The sequence below is a fragment of the Actinoplanes sp. NPDC023801 genome (assembly GCF_040639655.1).
In the GTDB taxonomy this organism is placed as follows: domain Bacteria; phylum Actinomycetota; class Actinomycetes; order Mycobacteriales; family Micromonosporaceae; genus Actinoplanes.
Genome location: NZ_JBFAAI010000019.1, coordinates 109,650 through 128,146, shown reverse-complemented (window position 1 = coordinate 128,146; position 18,497 = coordinate 109,650). Strand labels below are relative to the sequence as shown.

The following is an 18,497-nucleotide window of genomic DNA, read 5'->3' as shown; positions in this document are numbered from 1 at the left end:
GGAGCCGGCATGGCCGCATTCGATGTGATCGTCGTCGGACTCGGTGGCATGGGCAGCGCCACGGTCCACCAGCTGGCCGCCCGCGGGCACCGGGTCCTCGGGCTGGAGCGGTTCGGGCCCGGTCATGACCGGGGAGCCAGCCACGGCGGGTCCCGGATCACCCGGCAGTCCTACTTCGAGGGCCCGGAGTACGTTCCGCTGCTGCTCCGGGCATACGAGCTGTTCGACCGGCTGGCCGCCGACTCCGGGCAGGACGTGATCACTCTGACCGGCGGCGTGATGGTCGGGCGGCCGGAGTGCCGTACCGTCTCCGGCGCGCTCGAGAGTGCTCGCCTGCACGGCCTGGAGCACGAGTTGCTCGACGCGGCCGAGCTCCGGCGGCGGTTCCCGACCATGGCGCCGCGCGACGACGAGGTCGCCCTCTTCGAGGCGAAGGCCGGTTTCGTACGCCCCGAGCGCACCGTCCTGGCGCAACTCGGCCTGGCCGCCCGGCACGGTGCCGAGCTGCACTTCGACGAGCCGATGCAGGCGTGGAAGCCGGACACCGGTGGCGGCGTGCGGGTGCGGACCGCGACGGGCGAGTACACGGCCGGCCAGCTGGTGATCACTCCCGGACCGTGGGCGCCCGGGCTGCTGGCCGACCTGGGCGTGCCGTTCCGGATCGAGCGTCAGGTGCAGCACTGGTTCGCCCCGCGCGGCGGGGTGGAGCCGTTCCTCGCCGACCGGCACCCGATCTACATCTGGGAGCCGGCCGAGGGGCACCAGATGTACGGCTTCCCGGCGATCGACGGCCCGGACGGCGGCGCCAAGATCGCGTTCTTCCGGCGCGGCACCGAGACGACTCCCGAGGCCCTGGACACCGGCGTGCACCCCGGCGAGATCGCCGAGATGGCGGCGGGCGCCGGCCGGATCCTGCCCGGCCTGCCGGGGCAGTGGCTGCGCGGTGAGCCCTGCCTGTACAGCACCACCCCGGACGAGCACTTCGTGATCAGCCGGCACCCGGCCCACGAGGCGGTCACCGTGGCCTGCGGCTTCTCCGGGCACGGCTTCAAGTTCGTACCGGTGGTCGGCGAGATCGTCGCGGACCTGGCGACCACCGGCTCCACCCGTCACCCGATCGACCTGTTCCACCCCTCACGCCGGTAGAGCGCCTGTTGGAGTGATGAAGATGTCGTCGCTGCTGCCCACCCTTCCCGGTCACTACTACACCGACCCGGCGGTCTTCGCTGCCGAGCAGGAAATGATCTTCGAGCGGATGTGGTTCTGCGTCGTCCGGGGCTCGGACGTGGCGAATCCCGGCCAGTACCGCACGGTGACCGTGGGGCGGGAGAGCGTCCTGGTCACGCGGGCCCGTGACGGTGCGGCGCGGGCGTTCCTCAACGTGTGCCGGCATCGGGGGGCCCGGCTGTGCGGCGACGAGGCGGGTGCGGTCAAGCGGACCTTCCGCTGCATGTACCACGCGTGGTCGTACGACCTGGACGGTCGTCTCGTGGCGGCGCCGAACCTGGTCAAGATGCCGGACGTCGACCGGGTGGAGTTCGGTCTGCGGCCGCTCGCCGTACGCGAATGGCTCGGCTATGTCTGGGTGTGCCTGGCCGATGATCCACCCTCCTTCGAGGAGGACGTGATGGGGGCCTTCGTGGAGCGACTCGGCGACCTGGCGGCGATCGACCGGTACCGGGTGTCCGACCTGCACGTCGGCCGCCGGATCCGGTACGAGGTCCGGGCCAACTGGAAGCTGATCGTCGAGAACTTCATGGAGTGCTATCACTGTTCGACCATCCATCCCGAACTGGTCCACGTGCTGCCGGAGTTCGCCGGCGGGTACGCGGCCCAGTACTACGTGGGCCACGGCGCCGAATTCGGGTCGGACATCTCGGGATTCACCGTCGACGGGGGACCCGGTGTGACTACCATCGAGACGATCAGCACCGATCAGGACCGGCGCTACTACGCGATCACCGTGAAGCCACAGGTCTTCGTCAACCTGGTCCCGGACCACGTCATCCTGCACCGGATGTTCCCGCTGGCCGCTGATCACACCGTCGTCGAGTGCGACTGGTTGTTCCGCCCGGACGTCATCGACTCCGGCGCGGATCTCGGTCCGTCGGTGGAGCTCTTCGACCGGGTGAACCGGCAGGACTTCGAGGCCTGCGAGGCGTGCCAGCCGGGGATGGCGTCCCGGTCGTACGCCGGCGGCGGAGTGCTGGTGCCGAGCGAGCACCACATCTCCGCATTCCACGGGTGGGTCCGGGATCGCCTCGGAAACGAAACCGTCGGGGGTAAATAACGGGACTCGCTCACACGGCTTCGCGGACTGCCCTAGCTTAGGCCAGGTCTAAGTCGGGCAAATCCGTATGAAGTGGAGTTAGTCGTGCGCTGTTTCCGCTCGTCCAGAGTCGCGAGGGGCGGTCTCTGGGCCTCAGCCCTGCTCTCCGTAGTGGCCGCGGTGAACTCGCCAGGAGCATTTGCGGCCGACACCGAGCCCCCGTACAACCCGCCGCTGTCCCTCAACGGCACCGCCTCGCTGATGTGGCGCGCCGGCGACGACGAGCGGGTCATCCGCCTCACCGACGGTGGTTACCGGCAGGCCGGCTCCGCGTGGAGCACCCAGCCGGTCGACCTGACCGAGTCGTTCGAGACCCGGTTCACCGCCCACCTGCGCAGCGGGAAGACCGGCGCCGACGGCATCGCCTTCGTGGCGCAGGGCCAGGGCCCCCGCGCGCTCGGCGGCTGGGGCGGTGGCCTCGGTTACCGCGGGATCCGCAACAGCGTGGCCGTCGAGTTCGACATCTACCAGAACCAGCCCGACCCGAGCGGCAACCACCTCGCGGTCTCGTTCTCCGGCAACCCCGACCGGCACTCCTCGGCCGCCGAGTCGTCCATCCCGCTGTACGGCAAGCCGTTCCAGGTCCGGGTCAGGTACGACGCCGACAACTGGCGGCTGCAGGTCCACGTGCGCGCCCTCACCCCCGGCGCGACCGAGGAACTGATGCTCGACCAGGAGGTCAGCCTCAGCGACCGCATCGGCACGACCAGTGGCTGGATCGGCTTCACCGGCTCCACCGGGCACCTCACCGCGCGCCAGGACATCTACGAGTGGACGGTCGCCACGCCGCAGGAGTGAGCACCACCTCCCGGCCGGGGCCAGTGTCCCGGCACCTTCCCACGTTCCGGCCCGGACCGGGCCGACTCATGCCCGATCGGAGAACGACATGCCCACGGTCGACCGTGTGCTCCCCGGCGAGACCGACGCCGTCATCGACATCCCGGCCATCCCGGCTGTCCCGGCGATCCCCGACCTGCCGGACGACCCGGACGACGGCGCCGAACCGGAACCCCGGATCAGCGTCATCGTCCCGGCGCTGAACGAGGCCCAGAACCTGCCGCACGTCTTCGCACGACTCCCGCAAGTGGACGAGATCGTCCTGGTCGACGGTGGCTCCACCGACGACACCGTGGCGGTGGCCCGGCGGCTGCGCCCCGACATCCGCGTGGTCAGGCAGAACCGCAAAGGCAAGGGCAACGCTCTGGCCTGTGGTTTCGCTGAGGCGACCGGAGACATCATCGTCATGATCGACGCCGACGGTTCGACCGACCCGATGGAGATCCCCCGTTTCGTCGAGGCACTGCGCGAGGGCGCCGACTTCGCCAAGGGGTCCCGGTTCCGGCCCAACGGCGGCAGCGCCGACATCACCCGGCTGCGGCGGGCCGGCAACAAATGCCTGAGCATGCTGGTCAACGTCATGTTCCGGACCCGGTACAGCGACCTCTGCTACGGCTACAACGCCTTCTGGGCGCACTGCCTGGACGTCTTCGACCTGGACAGCACCTCGCCGGCCCCGGACAACGCGGACGGGCGCCTCTGGGGAGACGGGTTCGAGATCGAGACCCTGCTCAACCTGCGCGCGGCCCGCGCCGACCTGAAGATCACCGAGGTCGCCAGCTTCGAGCACAACCGGATCCACGGCGTCAGCAACCTCAACGCCCTCACCGACGGCGTACGCGTGCTGCGTACCATCGCCCGCGAATGGCGACCCCGGCAAGCCGGCGGCCGACGGGTTGCGGAACGGCAGGCCCGATGAGGATCGGCATCGTCTCGAACGCCTACCACCCCGACATCGGCGGGGTGGAGACCCACGTGAAGCGCCTCTGCGCCGGCCTCGCCGCGGCCGGGGACGAGGTCGAGGTGATCACCCAGCACGCCGTCCGGTCCGTGGAGACCGTGGACGGCGTGCTCGTCCGCCGTTTCCCGCTCACCGTCCCGGCCGGCAACTACCGCCTGTCCGTCCCGCTCTGGCGCTGGCTGCGCGCCCACGCCGGTGAGTACGACGTCCTGCACGCACACAGCTACCACGCCCTCGCCGCGCTCTGCGCCGCACTGGGCAACCGCGCTCCGCTGGTGTTCACGCCGCACTACCACGGCACCGGGCACACCCGTTTCCGCGCCGCGTTGCACCCGCTCTACCGGCCGCTCGGCCGGACCATCATGACCCGGGCCTCGGCCGTCGTGTGCGTCACCTCGGCCGAACGTGAGCTCGTACTGCGTGATTTCCCCGAGGTCGGTACCCGGGCCGTGGTCATCCCGAACGGCACCGACCCGCGTCCGGCCCGCGGCGCCTCGTCGCCCCGGACCCGCCGCATCCTCTGCGTCGGACGCCTGGAGCAGTACAAGCGCGTCGACCGGGTGATCCGGGCGATGACCCGGCTCGGCCCCGAACACCGTCTCGACGTGGTTGGCACCGGCCCGGCCGGGGACCGCCTGCGCCAGCTCGCCGCCAACCTCGGGCTGGCCGGGCGGGTCGTCTTCCACGGCCGCCTCGACGACGCCGCGTTCGACACGTGCATCGCGCACGCATCGGCGGCCGTCTCCGCCTCCGAGCACGAGGCCTTCGGCATGGCCGTGGCGGACGCGCTCGCCGCGGGACTGCCCACCGTGGCCACCCCGATCCCGGCACACCGCGAGGTCGCCGGGCTGGCCGGGGACAGCGCGTGGCTGCGGTTCGCCGACCCGGACGACGAGAACGCCCTCGCGGCCGCTCTCAAGGACGCCGCCGCGCTCGGGCGGACCCGCCCGGCCATGCTGCCGACCTGGCCGGACGTGGTCAGCGCGACGCGCAACGTCTACGCCGCGGTCGCCCGCCGCACCGTCGGTGCCGGCGCCGTCGCCCGATGAGCGCTGCCACGACCAGTCCCATGATCGAGCAGCAGGACGGCCGGGACCCGGCGCCGGCGCCGCGCGCCTGGACCGGGCCGGTCGTCGCCGGCATCACCCTCACGGTCACCGGCGCCGCCGGAGCCGCCGCCCTGGCGGTCGGCTACCGGCGCGCCGAATGGGGACAGGACGGCGCGTTCACCTGGTTCTGGGCCGGCATGCTGGTGTTCAGCCTGCCGGCGGCGTACTGGGCGATCCGTCGTTCCTCCAGCGCCCGGCTGCGCCTCGCCGTCCTGATCGGCTACGCCTGCTTCACCTACCTGCCGAAACTGCTGCGTAACCCGACCGGCCCGCTGTACCACGACGAGTACGCCCACTGGGGACAGAGCCGGGACATCGTCCTCGACGGACTGCTTTTCCAGCAGAATCCGATCATCCGGGTGATCGGCGACTACCCCGGACTGCACGCGTGCGTCGCCTCGCTGGCGACGCTCACCGGCGTCACCGTCTGGCACGCCGCACTGTTCGTGCTGATCCTCGCGCACGTACTGCTTACCCTCGGCGTCGCCGTACTGGCCGGGCAGCTCTGGCCGGACCCGCGGATCGCTGCCGCGGCCGCCGTCATCTACAGCCTGAACAGCTCGTTCCTCTACTTCGACACCCAATTCGGCTACGAGTCGCTGGCCATCGGTGTGATGGTGTGGGCGCTGGCCGCCGCGCTGTGCGCCGTCCGGGCCACCGGTGCCCGCACCCGGGCCGGCTGGTCGGCACTCATGCTCCTGCTCACCGTGGCGATCACCGCGACACATCACCTGACCGCGCTCTGGCTCACCGGGACGCTCGGACTCGTCGCGCTGACCTGCACCGTCCTCAGAGCGCCGGCCCGTACCGCATGGGTGCTGACCGCGCTGGCCGGCACCTCGGTCGCGACCTGGATGGCCGCCGTCTCGCCGCGCACCGGCGGCTACCTGGAGCCGTACCTGGGCCGGGCGCTCGGCCAGTTCAGCGGTCTGGCCGGCGGCGGCTCCGGTGGCCGTACCCTGTTCAGCCAGTCGGTCGCCCCGTGGTGGGAGCAGTACGCCGCCTTCGCCGCACCCGGCGCCGCCCTGGTCGCCATCACCGGCGCGGCCGTCCTGTGGTGGCGCCGCCGCGCCGTCACCGACCCGGTCACCCGGGCCTGCTCGGGCGCGATGCTGCTGCTCGGCGCCCTGTACTTCCCGGCGACCCTGCTGATCCTCACCCCGAGCGGAGCCGAGGGCGCACGCCGGTCGTGGGCGTTCAGCTACCTCGGTATCGCCGTGGCGACCGCCCCGTTGATCATCGCACTGCTGGAGCGGTCGCGTCGCCGGATCAGCGGATCCGGTGTACTACTTCTCGCCGCATGCGCGCTTGTCATGGTCGGTAACACGGCAGCCGGCATGAACCCGTCCTACCGGTTCCCCGGTCCGCCGGTCTTCGGCGCCGACACCCGGGCCGCCACCCCGGAGCTGCTGGCCGCCTCGGACTGGCTCCGCGAGACCCACGGTCGCGGGGCCCGCCTGGTCGCCGACCGCTACTCCGGACTGATCTTCGGGTCCTACGGGGAGCAGGAGCCGACCACCGGATCGGAGAGCTTCCCGACCTACCAGCTCTACCTGGCCCGCCCCGGCCGTCCGATGCCACCGGCACTGCTCGAACAGCTGCGCGCCTGGCGCTTCGAATATCTCGTGGTGGACCGCCGGATGGCCGAACAGGTACCGGAGATCAAGATTTACTTCGAGACGAACGAGCCGATCCCGCACGACGGCCGGCCCGGCTTCACCCGGGCCCAGCTGACCAAGTTCGACACCCTGCCCTGGCTGATCAAGGTCTACGACGGACCGCACATCGCGATCTACCGCTTCGACTTCGACAGTCTCGGGCAGCGCATCCGCATGGGGGCCCGATGACCTACCGGCTGCTGCTCGTCGCGTACCTCGGACTCGCCGGCCTCCTCCTCGCCGAGGACCGCCCCTGGCTCGCCCTACCCCTGTGTCTCGCCGCGACCTTCGCCACCGGCGCCCTCTGGACCCGGGCCATCCCCGTCAGCTTCACCGGGACCGGTATCCCCGCGGTCCGCGGTGGCCTCGCGGCCGTCGCCGGGCTCGTCACCTGGCCGCTGCTCGCCCTCGTGCTGCATGCGGCCGGGCAGCCGGTGCGGCCGGTGCCGCTGATCGCCGGGTGCGCGATCCTGATCACCGTGCTCGGCGGGGCCGCCGTCCTGCGGGCCCGCCGCCGCACCATGCGCCGGGCCGACGCCCGCGTCGGCCTGCCGGTCCAGCGCCGGCACGCTCCCGCTCCTTCCCCGGCCGATCGCCCTTCGTCCGCAGACATCCCTGCGTCTCCCGGTGATCCCTTGCCTGCCGGCGGTGGTTCGCCTGCCGGCGGTGCTTTGGTTGCCGGCGGTGCGCTGCCCGCTGGCGGTCCTCTGGCTGCCGGCAATCCTTCGCCCGTCGGCGGCCCGCCATTCTCCGGCGACTTGCCGGTCTCGTCCTCCGGCGGCGGGTTCGCGGACGGCGGCGTCACTTCCCGAACCCCGCGGCGGTACGCCCGGACGACCGCGGCAGTGACGATCCCGGTGGTCCTGGCGGTGGGCGTGGGAGGCGTGACGGTTCGCGGCTATCTGGGCGCGTCCCGCCCGGCCGAGCCCGGCTACCTGAGCATCGCCCTCAACGGCTGGGCCGCCGCCATCGACCGCCCGGTGACCGTCCCGGCCGGAGGCATCGTCGTCCCCGTCCGGGTCACCAGCGCCGGCATCGGCACCACCACGCGCCTGCTGCGGTTGCGGGTCGGCGGACAGGTCGTGGCGAGCCGCCCGATGACGGTGGCCGCCGACTCGGTGCGGTCCCTCACCGTCTACGTGCCGGCGCTCCCGGCCGACGGCTGCCTCCGCCCGGTCGACATCAGCGTCGGCGACACCAGCACCGGGTTCTACGCCCGCGGCCAACTGGGCGCGGCCCCGGGCCGGCGTACCACTGCGGGCGCTGCGATCACCGGTCCCGGTATCCGCCCGCGCAGCGCCGCCGGTTCCGTTACCGGTCCCGGTATCGCCGGTCCCGGTGTCGGCGGTTCCGGTGTCGCACGTTCCGGTATCGCTGGTGTCGGCGGTTCCGGTGTTGGCGTTTCTGGTGTCGCACGTTCCGGTATCGCTGGTGTCGGCGGTTCCGGTGTTGGCGTTTCTGGTGTCGCCGGCTCCGGTATCGCTGGTGTCGGCGGTTCCGGTATCGGCCGCCGCGCCGCCACTGAGACCACGGCGCCGGCACCGGCCGGTGGCCGGGGCTCGGCGGTGCGGCGTGGTGCGGCGGCAGCGGAGCCGGCCGCGTGCTGATCAACGCGGTTCGCCGGCTGTCCGGGGACTCGCTGGCCCGCAACAGCCTGCTGATCATGGCGACCACCGTGAGCAACGGCGGGCTCGGCTACGTCTACTGGATGCTGGCGGCCCGGTCCGTCCCGCCGGAGCGGATCGGGACCGCGACCGCCGTCATCTCCGCGGCCACCGCGGTCAGCATGATCGCGAACCTCGGTGCCGGACACATGTTCATCCAGCGCCTGCCCGGCAGCGACACCGTGACCTGGTCCCGGATCGTCGGTGCCGGTCTGCTCCTCAGTTCGGCCGCCACCGCTGCCGCCGCCACCGCCGCCGCTCTGGTGGTCCCGATCCTCTCCGGCAACTTCGGATTCCTCACCGGCCCGGGCGGTACGGCCGCACTGGTCGCCGCCGCGATCGCGGTCACCCTGACCACGCTGCTGGACAACCTCTACGTCGCCCACCGGGCCGGCCACGGCATGCTGATCCGCAACCTGGCGGTGGCCGCCAGCAAGATCATCACCCTGTTCGCGGTGCTGGCCGCCGGGATGGGCGGCGCCGGCGCGGTCCTCGTCTCCTTCGTCCTGCCCACCCTGTTGATCAGCTTCGCCACCATGGCGATCGGCCCGCGCCGCCTGCGGCCGGCGATGTCACCGAGCGACCCGGGACCGCAGGCCACCCGACCCGGATCGCAGGCCACTGAGCCCGGATCGCGGGCTACCGAGCCCGGACTGCGGGCCACCGAGTCCGGACCGGGCTTCTCGTGGCGGGTGACAGCGCGCGGCCTCCGGGCCGAACTCCCGCACGTGCGAGCCGCCATCACCGGCCACCACCTGATCAATCTGACCCAGGCCGGGCCGGCCGCACTGCTGCCGGTGCTGGTCACCGCCCGTCTGGGGCCGGACGCGAACGCCCACTTCTATCTGGCCTGGATGACCGCGTCGATGCTGTTCATGGTGTCCCCGGCGGTGGCCTCGGCGCTGTACGCGGAACGCACCAACGCCGCCACGGTCAGCGTGACCCGGGCCGCGGTCGTGGTGCTGGCCGTCGTCGGTGTGCCGGCCGCTGTCCTGTTGCTCGCCGGGGAGAGGATCCTCGGTCTGTTCAGTGCCGGGTACGCGATCGAGGGTGCCCCGCTGCTGCGGATCCTGGTGCTGGCCGCGCTGCCCGACGCGGTGGCGAACCTGGCGGTCGCGCACTGGCGTTCACAGGGCAAGTTCCGCCTCTGCCGCCGGCTCAACCTGGTCCGCGCGGTCACCTGCATGGTCCTGGCCTGGCTGCTGCTGCCCACCGCCGGGGTGACCGGGGCCGGCATCGGCTGGCTGGCTGGTCAGTCCGCCGCCGCCCTGCTGGTCGCCGTCGTGGTTCTGGCCCGCCGCAAACCCGCAGCTGTCACGCACCGCTGTCTCACCGAGCCCGAGAGAGCGGTGCGTGACAGCCGAGTGTCGGCGGCTGTGCCGGACTGCTGTCTCAGCGAGCCCGAGACAGCGGTTCGTGACAGCCGGGGTTTGGGGGCTGTGCAGGGCCGCTGTCTGGGTGGGGCTGAGACGGCGGAGTGTGACGGCCGGGACCTGACGGGTGAGCGGCGCGCGGTGGACGTACCCCAGGAGGCCGGGAAGCGGCGGAAAGCCGGCGGCGAGGCACCCACCGGGAGGAAACGATGAAGATCCTGCATCTGTCGAACCTTTACGCGCCGGTGATCGGCGGACTGGAGCGCAGCATCGCGACAAGCGGTGAGGAGATGGTGCGGCGCGGCCACGAGATCACCGTCCTCACGCTGGCGACGCCGGAGGCGCCCCACGACGAGATCATCAACGGGGTACGGGTGATCCGCGTCCGCAGCGTGGCGAACACGTGCGCCCCGGGACTGAACCGGGATCCGCGCAAGCCGTTCCACCCGACCGTGGCCGACCCGCTGACCATGGCCGCGATCGCGCGGGTGCTCCGGGCCGGCGACTACGACCTGGTGCACAGTCACGACTGGCTGATGTACAGCTACCTGCCGCTGCACCGGACCTCGCTGGGCCGGCCGCACGTGCACACCGCGCACGACTTCGGGCTGACGTGTGTGCGCAAGACGTTCGCCCGTCAGGGCCGCCGCTGTGACGGGCCGAGCCTCGGGCGCTGCGTCCCGTGCGCGGCCGGCCAGTACGGCACACCGAAGTCCGCCCTGCTCACGGTGGGACTGCGGGCACACCGGCACGGCGACATCGACTGTCTCACCGCGATCTCGAACTCGGTGGCGTCGGCACTGAACCTGGCTCGTATCCCCACGGACCTGCCGATCCAGGTGATCTCCAGCCTGGTTCCGGACGGACTGGACGAGCTGGCCCGTACGACACCGCGGCCGGACTGGCTGCCGGAGCGGCCCTACCTGCTGTTCGTCGGGCAGCTCGGTCCGCACAAGGGCGTCGACGTGCTGTTCGACGCCTACCAGAAGCTCTGCGCCGACTGGCCCGGCCCGGACGCGCCGCCCGAGTTGCTCTGTCTCGGCACCTGCCGGGAGGACACACCACCGATCCCGGACGGCGTGCGGGTACGTACCGACGTGCCCCACCCGCAGGTGATGTCGGCCTGGCGGTATGCCGCCGCCGGGGTGGTCCCGTCCCTGCTGGAGGGCATGGGTCAGGTGGCGGTCGAGGCGATGCTGGCCGGGGTACCGCTGATCGCCTCCGCCTCGGGCGGGCTGCTCGACGTGGTCCGCGACGACGGGGTGAACGGCCTGCTGGTGCCGCCCGGCGACGCGGAAGCTCTGCACGCCGCGCTCCGGCGCGTACTCACCGACGATGACCTGGCGGCGCGGCTGCGCGCCGGCGGGTACCAGCGTGGCCTCGACTTCACCGCGGCCCGCGTCGTTCCCCAGATCGAGGAGGTCTACCGTGCCTGCATCGCCGCCGCCGCCCGCTGAGGGTCATGCCGAGGCCAGGGCCTACGCCGAACTGCTGGCCACCGGTCCGCGGATCCTGGTGGTCGGCTCCGGATGGCACTTCCTGTCCGGCATCAGCTACTACACCTGCCGGCTGAGCAACGCGCTCGCGGAACGGTACGAGGTCGGCGCGATGCTGATGCGCCGGCTGCTCCCGGCCCGCCTCTACCCGGGCCGGGCACGGGTCGGTCAGTCGCTTGCGGAACTTCGCTACGCCGAGGACGTACGGGTCTTCGACGGCGTCGACTGGTGGGCGCTGCCGAGCCTGCTCCGGGCCGTGACGTTCCTGCGCAGTTTCCGGCCGGACGTGCTGGTTCTGCAGTGGTGGACCGGCGCGGTACTGCACTCCTACCTGGTCCTGGCGCTCGCCGCACGCCGGCTCGGGATCCGGGTCGTCGTCGAGTTCCACGAGGTGCAGGACACCGGGGAGGCGCGGCACCCGTGGGCGGCCCGGTACGTGCGCCGGTGCATCCGGCCGCTGCTGCGCCGCACCGACGGGGTGGTGGTGCACTCCCGGTTCGACGAGGCGGCACTCACCGAGGCGTACGACCTGGCGGCGGTGCCGGCCGAGGTGGCGCTGCACGGGCCGTTCGACCACCATCTGCCGGACCGGCCGATCCGCGAACCCGGCGACGACGTGTGCCGGCTGTTGTTCTTCGGCACGATCCGGCCGTACAAAGGTCTCGAGGATCTGATCGAGGCGTTCGCCGATCTGGGCCCGCAGTACCACCTCACGGTGGTGGGGGAGACCTGGGAGGGCTGGACCCTGCCCGCCCGGCTGATCGAGGAGTCCCCGGTCCGCGACCGGATCCGGTTCGTCAACCGGTACGTCGCCGACGCCGAGGTCAACGAGTTCTTCGCCCGCGCCGACGTGGTGGTGCTGCCGTACCGGCGCAGCTCGGCCAGCGGCCCGCTGCACATCGCGATGAGCCACGGGCTGCCGGTCGTGGTGACCGCGGTCGGCGGCCTCGTCGAGGCAGCCGAACCCTACAGCGGAACCGTCTTCGCGCCGGCCGGGGAACCGTCCGAACTGCGTGAGGCGATCGTGCACGCCGCCGGACTGGCCGGCCGGCGACATGCCGATCCCTCCTCCTGGGGGCGTACGGTCGACGCGTACAGCCGCCTGCTGTCCCGGATCGGGATCGCTCAGGACCCGCCCCCGGCCGACAGGTCGACGTCGTCGAACCAGACGCTGCCCTTGTTGTCGCCCGACTTGAGGTGAAGCTGCACGCTTGTCGCCCCGGCCGGGGCGACCGCGTCCACGGTCAGCCTCGTCCACCCGCTGTCACCCTTGGCGACCTGCTGGGACGAGGCCTGGCCGAGCCACCGGTCGTTGATGTCGAACCAGCTCAGCGCGATCTCGTTGGAGCCGGTCACGCCGGCGCCGCGGGCCCACGCCTCGGCGTGCCAGGTCTGCCCGGCGCGGACCGGGTCGATCGGCGACGTGCGGATCGACGGCAGGCTCGAGCCGGTGCGCACGGTCTGGGAGAACCGTGCCGAGGCGCCGCCGGTCCGGGCGGTGCTCCAGTCGCGGTCCGCGACCGCGGTGGGGGACAGGTACGGCCGCCACGGCGAACTGTTCGGCCCCGCCTCGAAGCCGAGGTCCAGCAGGCCGTTGGTCAGCGCGCCGCCGGTCCACGCGGTACGCACCACCGACGCGGCGAACTTGGCCGTGCCGTCGGCCCGGTACAGACCGTATTTGTACTGTGCAGGAACCTTCGACACCTGCGAGTTCGACGGGATGGCGCCGTCCGCGAAGTCGTACAGCGTCCACGGCGCCACCGACCGCACATCGGCCTGACGCGCCGCCGCGAACACGCGGGCCAGATAGGCGCCCTGCTCACCTTCGCTGGTCACAGCGGTGCTCAGCCCGGTTTCGCCGATCACGATCGGGTCCGGGGCCACCGCCTCCTGGGCCCGCCGGATCTCGGCCAGCGCCCGCTCCGAGTTGCCGTAGAAGTGGTAGTCGTAGTAGTCGAGCGGCGTGTCCGGAAGTGACGACTTGATCCGGGCCAGCCCGGTCGCGCCGCTCTGAGCGTCCACCGACAGAGTCAACGGCATCTGCGGTACGGCTTCGCGCACCGCCGGGATCAGCTGCCGGACCCACGCCACGGCGGCCGGGTCGGTCGAGACGAACTCGTTCTTCAGCTCCACCGACAGGACCCGGGGGTCGTCGGCGTACGGCGTGAGTACGGCCTTCGCCCAGGCGGCGCTGCCGGCCGCGTCCGAGTAGCCGGACCACCAGTCGAACAGGGTCAGCTTGACGGTCAGGCCCTGCGAGTCGGCGATGCTGATGAACTTGCGCAGACGCTCGGCGTACTCGGCCCGGGGGCGGGGGAATCCGAAGGACTGCGGGAAGATGATGATCCGTACGTTGTCGGCGCCCAGCTCGGCCGCCTTGGCCATGTCGGCCTCGATGCGGGCCGGGTCGAACGCGGTCCACATCGCCGACCAGCCGGCGTTCGACGGGTAGTAGTTGATGGTCCGGGCGGCCGTCACCGCAGCGAGCCGGGACTTCAACGTCGCCGCGGGCCCGCTCTCCACCGTCACCGGCGCGAAGTCACCGACCGGGAGCACCGTGGCCCGGGGGGAGGGGTGGGTCCTGGTCGCGGCATCTGAACCGGAGGCCGGCGCCGCAACCGCGAGCAGGAGCGATGAGGCCACGATGGCCGCAGCACGGGTGCGAGCAGTACGCATGGGGGTTCGTCAGCCCTTCGATCGGTCCGGTGTTGGCCCCTCACATCGGTTGCCGGACCCCTGTTGATCAGGGCTGTGTCGATGCAGTGCGGTTGCGGTTCAGGGGCGTGCCGGGTACACGCCTTCATTCCTGTGGCGGCGGCCGATGGTCCCCCTCGTGCCATCGACCGCCACCGTGTCAGCCCGGGAAAGTGCCGCGGTTTCAGCCGGGGTAGTGCCGCGGGGTGAAGACGGCCGTCGTGCCGTCGCCGCGGGTGACCGCCCGGGTCTGCGACGAGCCGATGATCAGCAGGCAGCGCATGTCGACACTGTTCGGGTCGAGCGCGGACAGCGTGGTGATCCGGACCGACTCCTCCCGACCGCCGACGTCCCGGCCGACCACCACCGGCGTGGCCGGGCCACGATGGGCGCGCAGCAGCTCCAACGCCCGGACCAGCTGTTCACGCCGGGTCTTCGAAGCCGGGTTGTAGACGGCGACGACCAGGTCGGCGGTGGCCGCGGCCCGCAGCCGGGACTCGATCACCGACCACGGCTTGAGCCGGTCCGACAGCGACAGGATGCAGAAGTCGTGGCCGAGCGGAGCCCCGGCTCGGCTCGCCACCGCCTGCGCGGCGGTCAGTCCGGGCAGGACCCGGATCGGCACGTCCCGCCACTGCGGATCCTCGGCGACCTCCAGAACGGCGGCGGCCATCGCGAAGACACCCGGGTCACCGGACGAGACGACCGCCACCCGGCGGCCGCGTTTCGCCAGGTCCAGTGCGAAGGCGGCCCGCTCGGCCTCGACCCGGTTGTCCGAGGGGTGCCGGCGCTGACGCGGATTCGGCGGGACCCGGTCCACATAGGGCCCGTATCCGACCAGATCATCCGCGGCCGCCAGCGCCTCCTGCGCCTCCGGGGTGAGCCAGTGCCGGGCGCCCGGTCCGAGCCCGACGACCGTCACCCCGCCGGTACGCCGTTCGTCGCCGGCGTCGATCCCGCTTACCGCCGTGGCGCCGGCGTCCTGCAGGCTGACCAGGCCGGTCGCGGGTTCGGCCGGGACCGGGCTGCTGAGAACGTCGAGTCCGCCGCCGGTCACACCCGGGCCGTCCGTTCCCCGCTCCGCGGAGAAGGCGGTCGCGGCCGGGCTCGGCAGCAGGGCCAGCGAGAAGTACGGCACGGTGGCCGGATCGACCTCGCGCAGCGGGGCGGACCGCTCCCGGGTGGTGGTGGCCCGCTCCACATACCAGGCGTCGTCGAGCCGGCCGGCCTGCTCCAGAGCGTCCCGGACGCCCTCGAAGGTGCGGCCCAGCTTCATCACGGCGGCCGAGTCGGTGGCCGCCAGGCGCGCGGCCAGTTCCTTCGGTTCCAGCGTGCCGGGCAGGACGGTCAGCACCTCGTCGCGCTCCATCAGCGGACGGCCCAGCACAGCCGAGGCCGCGCTCACCGAGGTGACACCGGGCACGACCGTCGCCTCGTACCGGCCGGCCAGCCGCTTGTGCATGTGCATGTAGGAGCCGTAGAAGAACGGGTCGCCCTCGGCGAGCACCACCACGTCGCGCCCGGCGTCCAGGTGTGCCGCCAGCCGGGCCGCCGACTCGGCGTAGAAATCGTCGATCGCGCCCTGGTAGCCGCCCGGATGGTCGGTCGTCCCGGTCGTGACCGGATAGATCAGGGCTTCCTCGATCTGGCCGGCCCGCAGGTAGCCCTCGGCGATCGCGCGGGCGTTGCTGCGCCCGTGCCGGGCGGCGTGGTAGGCGACCACGTCGGCCGCGCCGATCAGCCTCGCCGCCTTGACCGTGACCAGTTCGGGGTCGCCGGGGCCCAGCCCGACCCCGAAGAGCCGCCCGGTCCGGCCCGGGATCCGCGCGTTGTCAGCCGCCGCGGTGTCGCCGCGGGCTACGTCGTTCGTCATTTTTTCCGTTCCGGCCTATTCGGCTTCCGAAGCGAGCGCGTTCAGTGCGGCCGCGGTGATGGCGCTGCCACCCCGGCGTCCGCGGACGATCAGGTATTCCAGGCCGGACTCCGCCAGCGCCTCCTTCGACTCGGCCGCACCGATGAACCCGACCGGGACACCGATCACCGCGGCCGGCCGGGGCGCACCCGCCGCGACCATCTCCAGCAGGCGGAACAGCGCGGTCGGCGCGTTGCCGATCGCCACCACGGCACCACCGAGCCGGTCACCCCACAGATCCAGCGCCGCCGCGCTGCGCGTGTTGCCGATCTCCGCGGCCAGCGCCGGAACGGCCGGGTCGCGCAGTGTGCAGATCACCTCGTTGGCGGCCGGGAGCCGGGTCCGCGTCACCCCCGACGCCACCATCTCCGCGTCACACAGGATCGGTGCACCGCCGAGCATCGCCTTGCGCGCCGCCGTGACCACGCCCGGACTGAACCGGACGTCCTTCACCAGGTCGACCATCCCGCAGGCGTGGATCATCCGCACCACCACCCGCGACACGTCCTCCGGCAGCCCCGACAGATCCGCCTCGGCCCGGATCGTGGCGAACGACCGCCGGTAGATCTCCGCGCCGTCGCGTACGTATTCCATGTCTCAGGGCCTCCTCGCCACAGCCACCGCGTCCTCCAGCCCACCCACCCGGGCACGCCCCGGAGCCAGCACGCCGGTAGCGGCTGGTTCCGGGGCCGGCACCTGGGTGACCGGCCCGTCCGTTCTGGTTCGACCCAGGGCCCGCACGTCCGTGACCAGCCCGTCCGTCACCGGCTGGTCGTCGTCCGCACGAGCCTTGACCAGCCCGTCCGGCACCGGTCTGTCCGCCCCGGTGTCGGCCGGGAACGGAACGGCGTGGCCGATCCTTGGTGATCCGGCGGCCCGGGTCGATGGCCCGACCGGTCCGGATTCCCCGGCTGTCGGGCGTGGCCCGCCGCCCGGCCGCCCGGCCGGGACGTGCACGGCCCGAGCGTCGCCGGTGACCGGAAAGCGGGTGATCAGGTAGCCGTCGCCGGTGGCCTCGGCGCGTACGTGCCGGCCCGCCGGACTGCCGCACGCACGGGCGCAGCCGACCCAGTGCACCGGCAGACCGTCCACGAACCGGGTCGTGGCGGCCGCGTCGGCGCGCACGTCGGCAAGCGATTTCGCGCAGCCCGGACGGCCGGCGCAGGCGGTCACCCCGGACCACGGCGAACCGGGCGACACCGCCAGCCCGGCTCCGGCGAGGCGGTCCGCCCAGGTGGACGCCGCCTCCGGCGGCACGTCGGCCACCACGATTCCGCGCCACGGCGTCACGACCAGCAGATCCGCCTCTTCCAGAACCCGCATCGGTACGCCGGCCAGCCGGCCCAGCGGCACCAGGGCGGCGACCGCGGCGAGCCCGTCCTCCTGAGGCACGACTCCGATCAGGTCACCGGGTTCCGCGTTGCCGGCCGGCGTCCCGATCGGTGCCGGAACAGGCGTCAGGCCGGTGGCGGCCACCACCCGGGCGGAGACGCGGGCCGGTCCGTCGGTCAGCTCCCGCAACCGCCACGCCGCGGCGCCGTCACCGCCCTGCGCCGCGCGCTCCGCCAGGAACGCGTGCGCCGCCGCGATCAGCACGGGCACCACGTCGTCGAACCCGGCCAGGAGCCCGGTGTCGTGCCCCGCGAACCGGATCGCGAAAAGCTCACCGTCCGCCCCACCGTCGGAACGCTGGGCCGGGATGACGGCCCCGGGCGGGCCGGCGGTGCCGGGCGAGTCGACGATGCCGGACGGGCCGGCGGTGTTCGGCGGGATGGCGGCGTCCGGCGGGATGGCGGCCACGTCGGCGGCGAGCGGGACCCGGCCGACGGCGAACAGGAACTTGCCGGGCAGGCGGGCCAGACCGGCGTCCGCCTGGAGCGCCAGGTCGAGCCGGGCCACGAGAGTGCGGAGCGGGGCTCCGGACAGGGGCGGCGCCGCGATGTTGCGTACGTTGTCATGGGTTGTCGAGGGCAGCAGACCGGCCGACCGCAACCGGGCGGCCAACGCTGCGGAATCGCCCTCTTTCACTGCCCTGAGCTGCAGGTTGGCTCGGGAGGTCAGCTCCAGATGACCGTCACCGAACTCCTCGGCCAGCTCGCGCAGCGCGCGCAGCTGAGCACCGGACAGCATCCCCCCGGGCAGCCGGACCCGGGCCAGCAGGCCGTCGGCCGCGGCATGCAGCCGCAGCGCGCCGGGGCAGGCGTCGGTGTCGGAGGAACGGGGAGTCATGGCCCGGATACTACGTCCGGCCCCCGACACGAATTCACCTCCGTCGTGCCGTGGGTCGGGAGCGTCACAGCTCCCGTTCCCCCTTGACGCGGGACACCGGGGTTCGGAAAGGTGAGGGGTCAACGAGCGGCGACGCCGCGGAGGAAGCCGGTGCGACTCCGGCGCGGTCCCGCCACTGTCACCAGGGATGCCCTGGGAGCCAGGAACTCCGGTCGCCGTGGAATCCGTCTACCCG

Annotated in this window: 14 protein-coding genes and 1 riboswitch; of the genes, 10 read left to right on the top strand and 4 right to left on the bottom strand. The window is 72.3% G+C overall.

Going from position 1 to position 18,497, the window contains the following annotated elements; translation table 11 throughout:
• Positions 1-9 precede the first annotated feature (9 nt).
• The 10 genes from solA (at position 10) to AB0G04_RS29515 (ending at position 12,628) form a co-directional block, all read left to right on the top strand.
• Complete coding sequence (solA, locus tag AB0G04_RS29560) at positions 10-1,146, top strand: N-methyl-L-tryptophan oxidase (RefSeq protein ID WP_360989066.1); 1,137 nt, start codon at positions 10-12, stop codon at positions 1,144-1,146.
• A gap of 16 nt (positions 1,147-1,162) precedes the next feature.
• Positions 1,163-2,290: an aromatic ring-hydroxylating dioxygenase subunit alpha gene (locus AB0G04_RS29555; RefSeq protein WP_360989063.1), complete on the top strand. Its 1,128-nt coding sequence runs from the start codon at positions 1,163-1,165 to the stop codon at positions 2,288-2,290.
• 159 nt (positions 2,291-2,449) lie between these two features.
• On the top strand, positions 2,450-3,127 hold the full coding sequence (locus AB0G04_RS29550; protein ID WP_360989060.1) for an L-type lectin-domain containing protein: 678 nt from the start codon (positions 2,450-2,452) through the stop codon (positions 3,125-3,127).
• Between the two features lie 88 nt (positions 3,128-3,215).
• Positions 3,216-4,085, top strand: a complete 870-nt coding sequence (locus tag AB0G04_RS29545; RefSeq protein ID WP_360989057.1) for a glycosyltransferase family 2 protein — start codon at positions 3,216-3,218, stop codon at positions 4,083-4,085.
• Positions 4,082-5,176: a glycosyltransferase family 4 protein gene (locus tag AB0G04_RS29540; RefSeq protein WP_360989055.1), complete on the top strand. Its 1,095-nt coding sequence runs from the start codon at positions 4,082-4,084 to the stop codon at positions 5,174-5,176. Before AB0G04_RS29545 ends, AB0G04_RS29540 begins: the two co-directional genes overlap by 4 nt.
• Complete coding sequence (locus tag AB0G04_RS29535) at positions 5,173-7,083, top strand: hypothetical protein (protein ID WP_360989052.1); 1,911 nt, start codon at positions 5,173-5,175, stop codon at positions 7,081-7,083. Before AB0G04_RS29540 ends, AB0G04_RS29535 begins: the two co-directional genes overlap by 4 nt.
• Complete coding sequence (locus AB0G04_RS29530) at positions 7,080-8,501, top strand: hypothetical protein (RefSeq protein WP_360989049.1); 1,422 nt, start codon at positions 7,080-7,082, stop codon at positions 8,499-8,501. Before AB0G04_RS29535 ends, AB0G04_RS29530 begins: the two co-directional genes overlap by 4 nt.
• Entirely contained in the window at positions 8,495-10,144 is a 1,650-nt protein-coding gene (locus tag AB0G04_RS29525) for a sugar transporter (protein WP_360989046.1), read from the top strand. Before AB0G04_RS29530 ends, AB0G04_RS29525 begins: the two co-directional genes overlap by 7 nt.
• Entirely contained in the window at positions 10,141-11,388 is a 1,248-nt protein-coding gene (locus AB0G04_RS29520) for a glycosyltransferase family 4 protein (RefSeq protein ID WP_360989043.1), read from the top strand. Before AB0G04_RS29525 ends, AB0G04_RS29520 begins: the two co-directional genes overlap by 4 nt.
• Positions 11,360-12,628 (top strand): glycosyltransferase family 4 protein, encoded by a 1,269-nt coding sequence (locus AB0G04_RS29515; RefSeq protein ID WP_360989041.1) that lies wholly within the window; start codon positions 11,360-11,362, stop codon positions 12,626-12,628. The genes AB0G04_RS29520 and AB0G04_RS29515 overlap by 29 nt, the downstream gene beginning before the upstream one ends.
• Here the strand turns inward: AB0G04_RS29515 and AB0G04_RS29510 are convergent.
• The 4 genes from AB0G04_RS29510 to AB0G04_RS29495 all read right to left on the bottom strand — a co-directional run bounded on the left by AB0G04_RS29510 (position 12,553) and on the right by AB0G04_RS29495 (position 18,262).
• Complete coding sequence (locus AB0G04_RS29510; RefSeq protein ID WP_360989039.1) at positions 12,553-14,103, bottom strand: glycosyl hydrolase; 1,551 nt, start codon at positions 14,101-14,103, stop codon at positions 12,553-12,555. The genes AB0G04_RS29515 and AB0G04_RS29510 overlap by 76 nt on opposite strands.
• Positions 14,104-14,305: 202 nt before the next feature.
• Complete coding sequence (locus tag AB0G04_RS29505; RefSeq protein ID WP_360989037.1) at positions 14,306-15,994, bottom strand: precorrin-2 C(20)-methyltransferase; 1,689 nt, start codon at positions 15,992-15,994, stop codon at positions 14,306-14,308.
• A 15-nt stretch (positions 15,995-16,009) separates the two neighbouring features.
• Complete coding sequence (locus AB0G04_RS29500) at positions 16,010-16,627, bottom strand: precorrin-8X methylmutase (RefSeq protein ID WP_360989033.1); 618 nt, start codon at positions 16,625-16,627, stop codon at positions 16,010-16,012.
• 3 nt (positions 16,628-16,630) lie between these two features.
• Positions 16,631-18,262 (bottom strand): precorrin-3B synthase, encoded by a 1,632-nt coding sequence (locus AB0G04_RS29495; protein ID WP_360989030.1) that lies wholly within the window; start codon positions 18,260-18,262, stop codon positions 16,631-16,633.
• Between the two features lie 140 nt (positions 18,263-18,402).
• Positions 18,403-18,471, top strand: a riboswitch (cobalamin riboswitch).
• The last annotated feature ends 26 nt before the right edge of the window (positions 18,472-18,497 follow it).

Coding starts and splice junctions, on each gene's coding strand:
- solA (WP_360989066.1), top strand. CDS start 10: ATGGCCGCATTCGATGTGATCGTCGTCGGACTCGGTGGCATGGGCAGC.
- AB0G04_RS29555 (WP_360989063.1), top strand. CDS start 1,163: ATGAAGATGTCGTCGCTGCTGCCCACCCTTCCCGGTCACTACTACACC.
- AB0G04_RS29545 (WP_360989057.1), top strand. CDS start 3,216: ATGCCCACGGTCGACCGTGTGCTCCCCGGCGAGACCGACGCCGTCATC.
- AB0G04_RS29540 (WP_360989055.1), top strand. CDS start 4,082: ATGAGGATCGGCATCGTCTCGAACGCCTACCACCCCGACATCGGCGGG.
- AB0G04_RS29535 (WP_360989052.1), top strand. CDS start 5,173: ATGAGCGCTGCCACGACCAGTCCCATGATCGAGCAGCAGGACGGCCGG.
- AB0G04_RS29530 (WP_360989049.1), top strand. CDS start 7,080: ATGACCTACCGGCTGCTGCTCGTCGCGTACCTCGGACTCGCCGGCCTC.
- AB0G04_RS29520 (WP_360989043.1), top strand. CDS start 10,141: ATGAAGATCCTGCATCTGTCGAACCTTTACGCGCCGGTGATCGGCGGA.
- AB0G04_RS29510 (WP_360989039.1), bottom strand. CDS start 14,103: ATGCGTACTGCTCGCACCCGTGCTGCGGCCATCGTGGCCTCATCGCTC.
- AB0G04_RS29505 (WP_360989037.1), bottom strand. CDS start 15,994: ATGACGAACGACGTAGCCCGCGGCGACACCGCGGCGGCTGACAACGCG.
- AB0G04_RS29500 (WP_360989033.1), bottom strand. CDS start 16,627: ATGGAATACGTACGCGACGGCGCGGAGATCTACCGGCGGTCGTTCGCC.
- AB0G04_RS29495 (WP_360989030.1), bottom strand. CDS start 18,262: ATGACTCCCCGTTCCTCCGACACCGACGCCTGCCCCGGCGCGCTGCGG.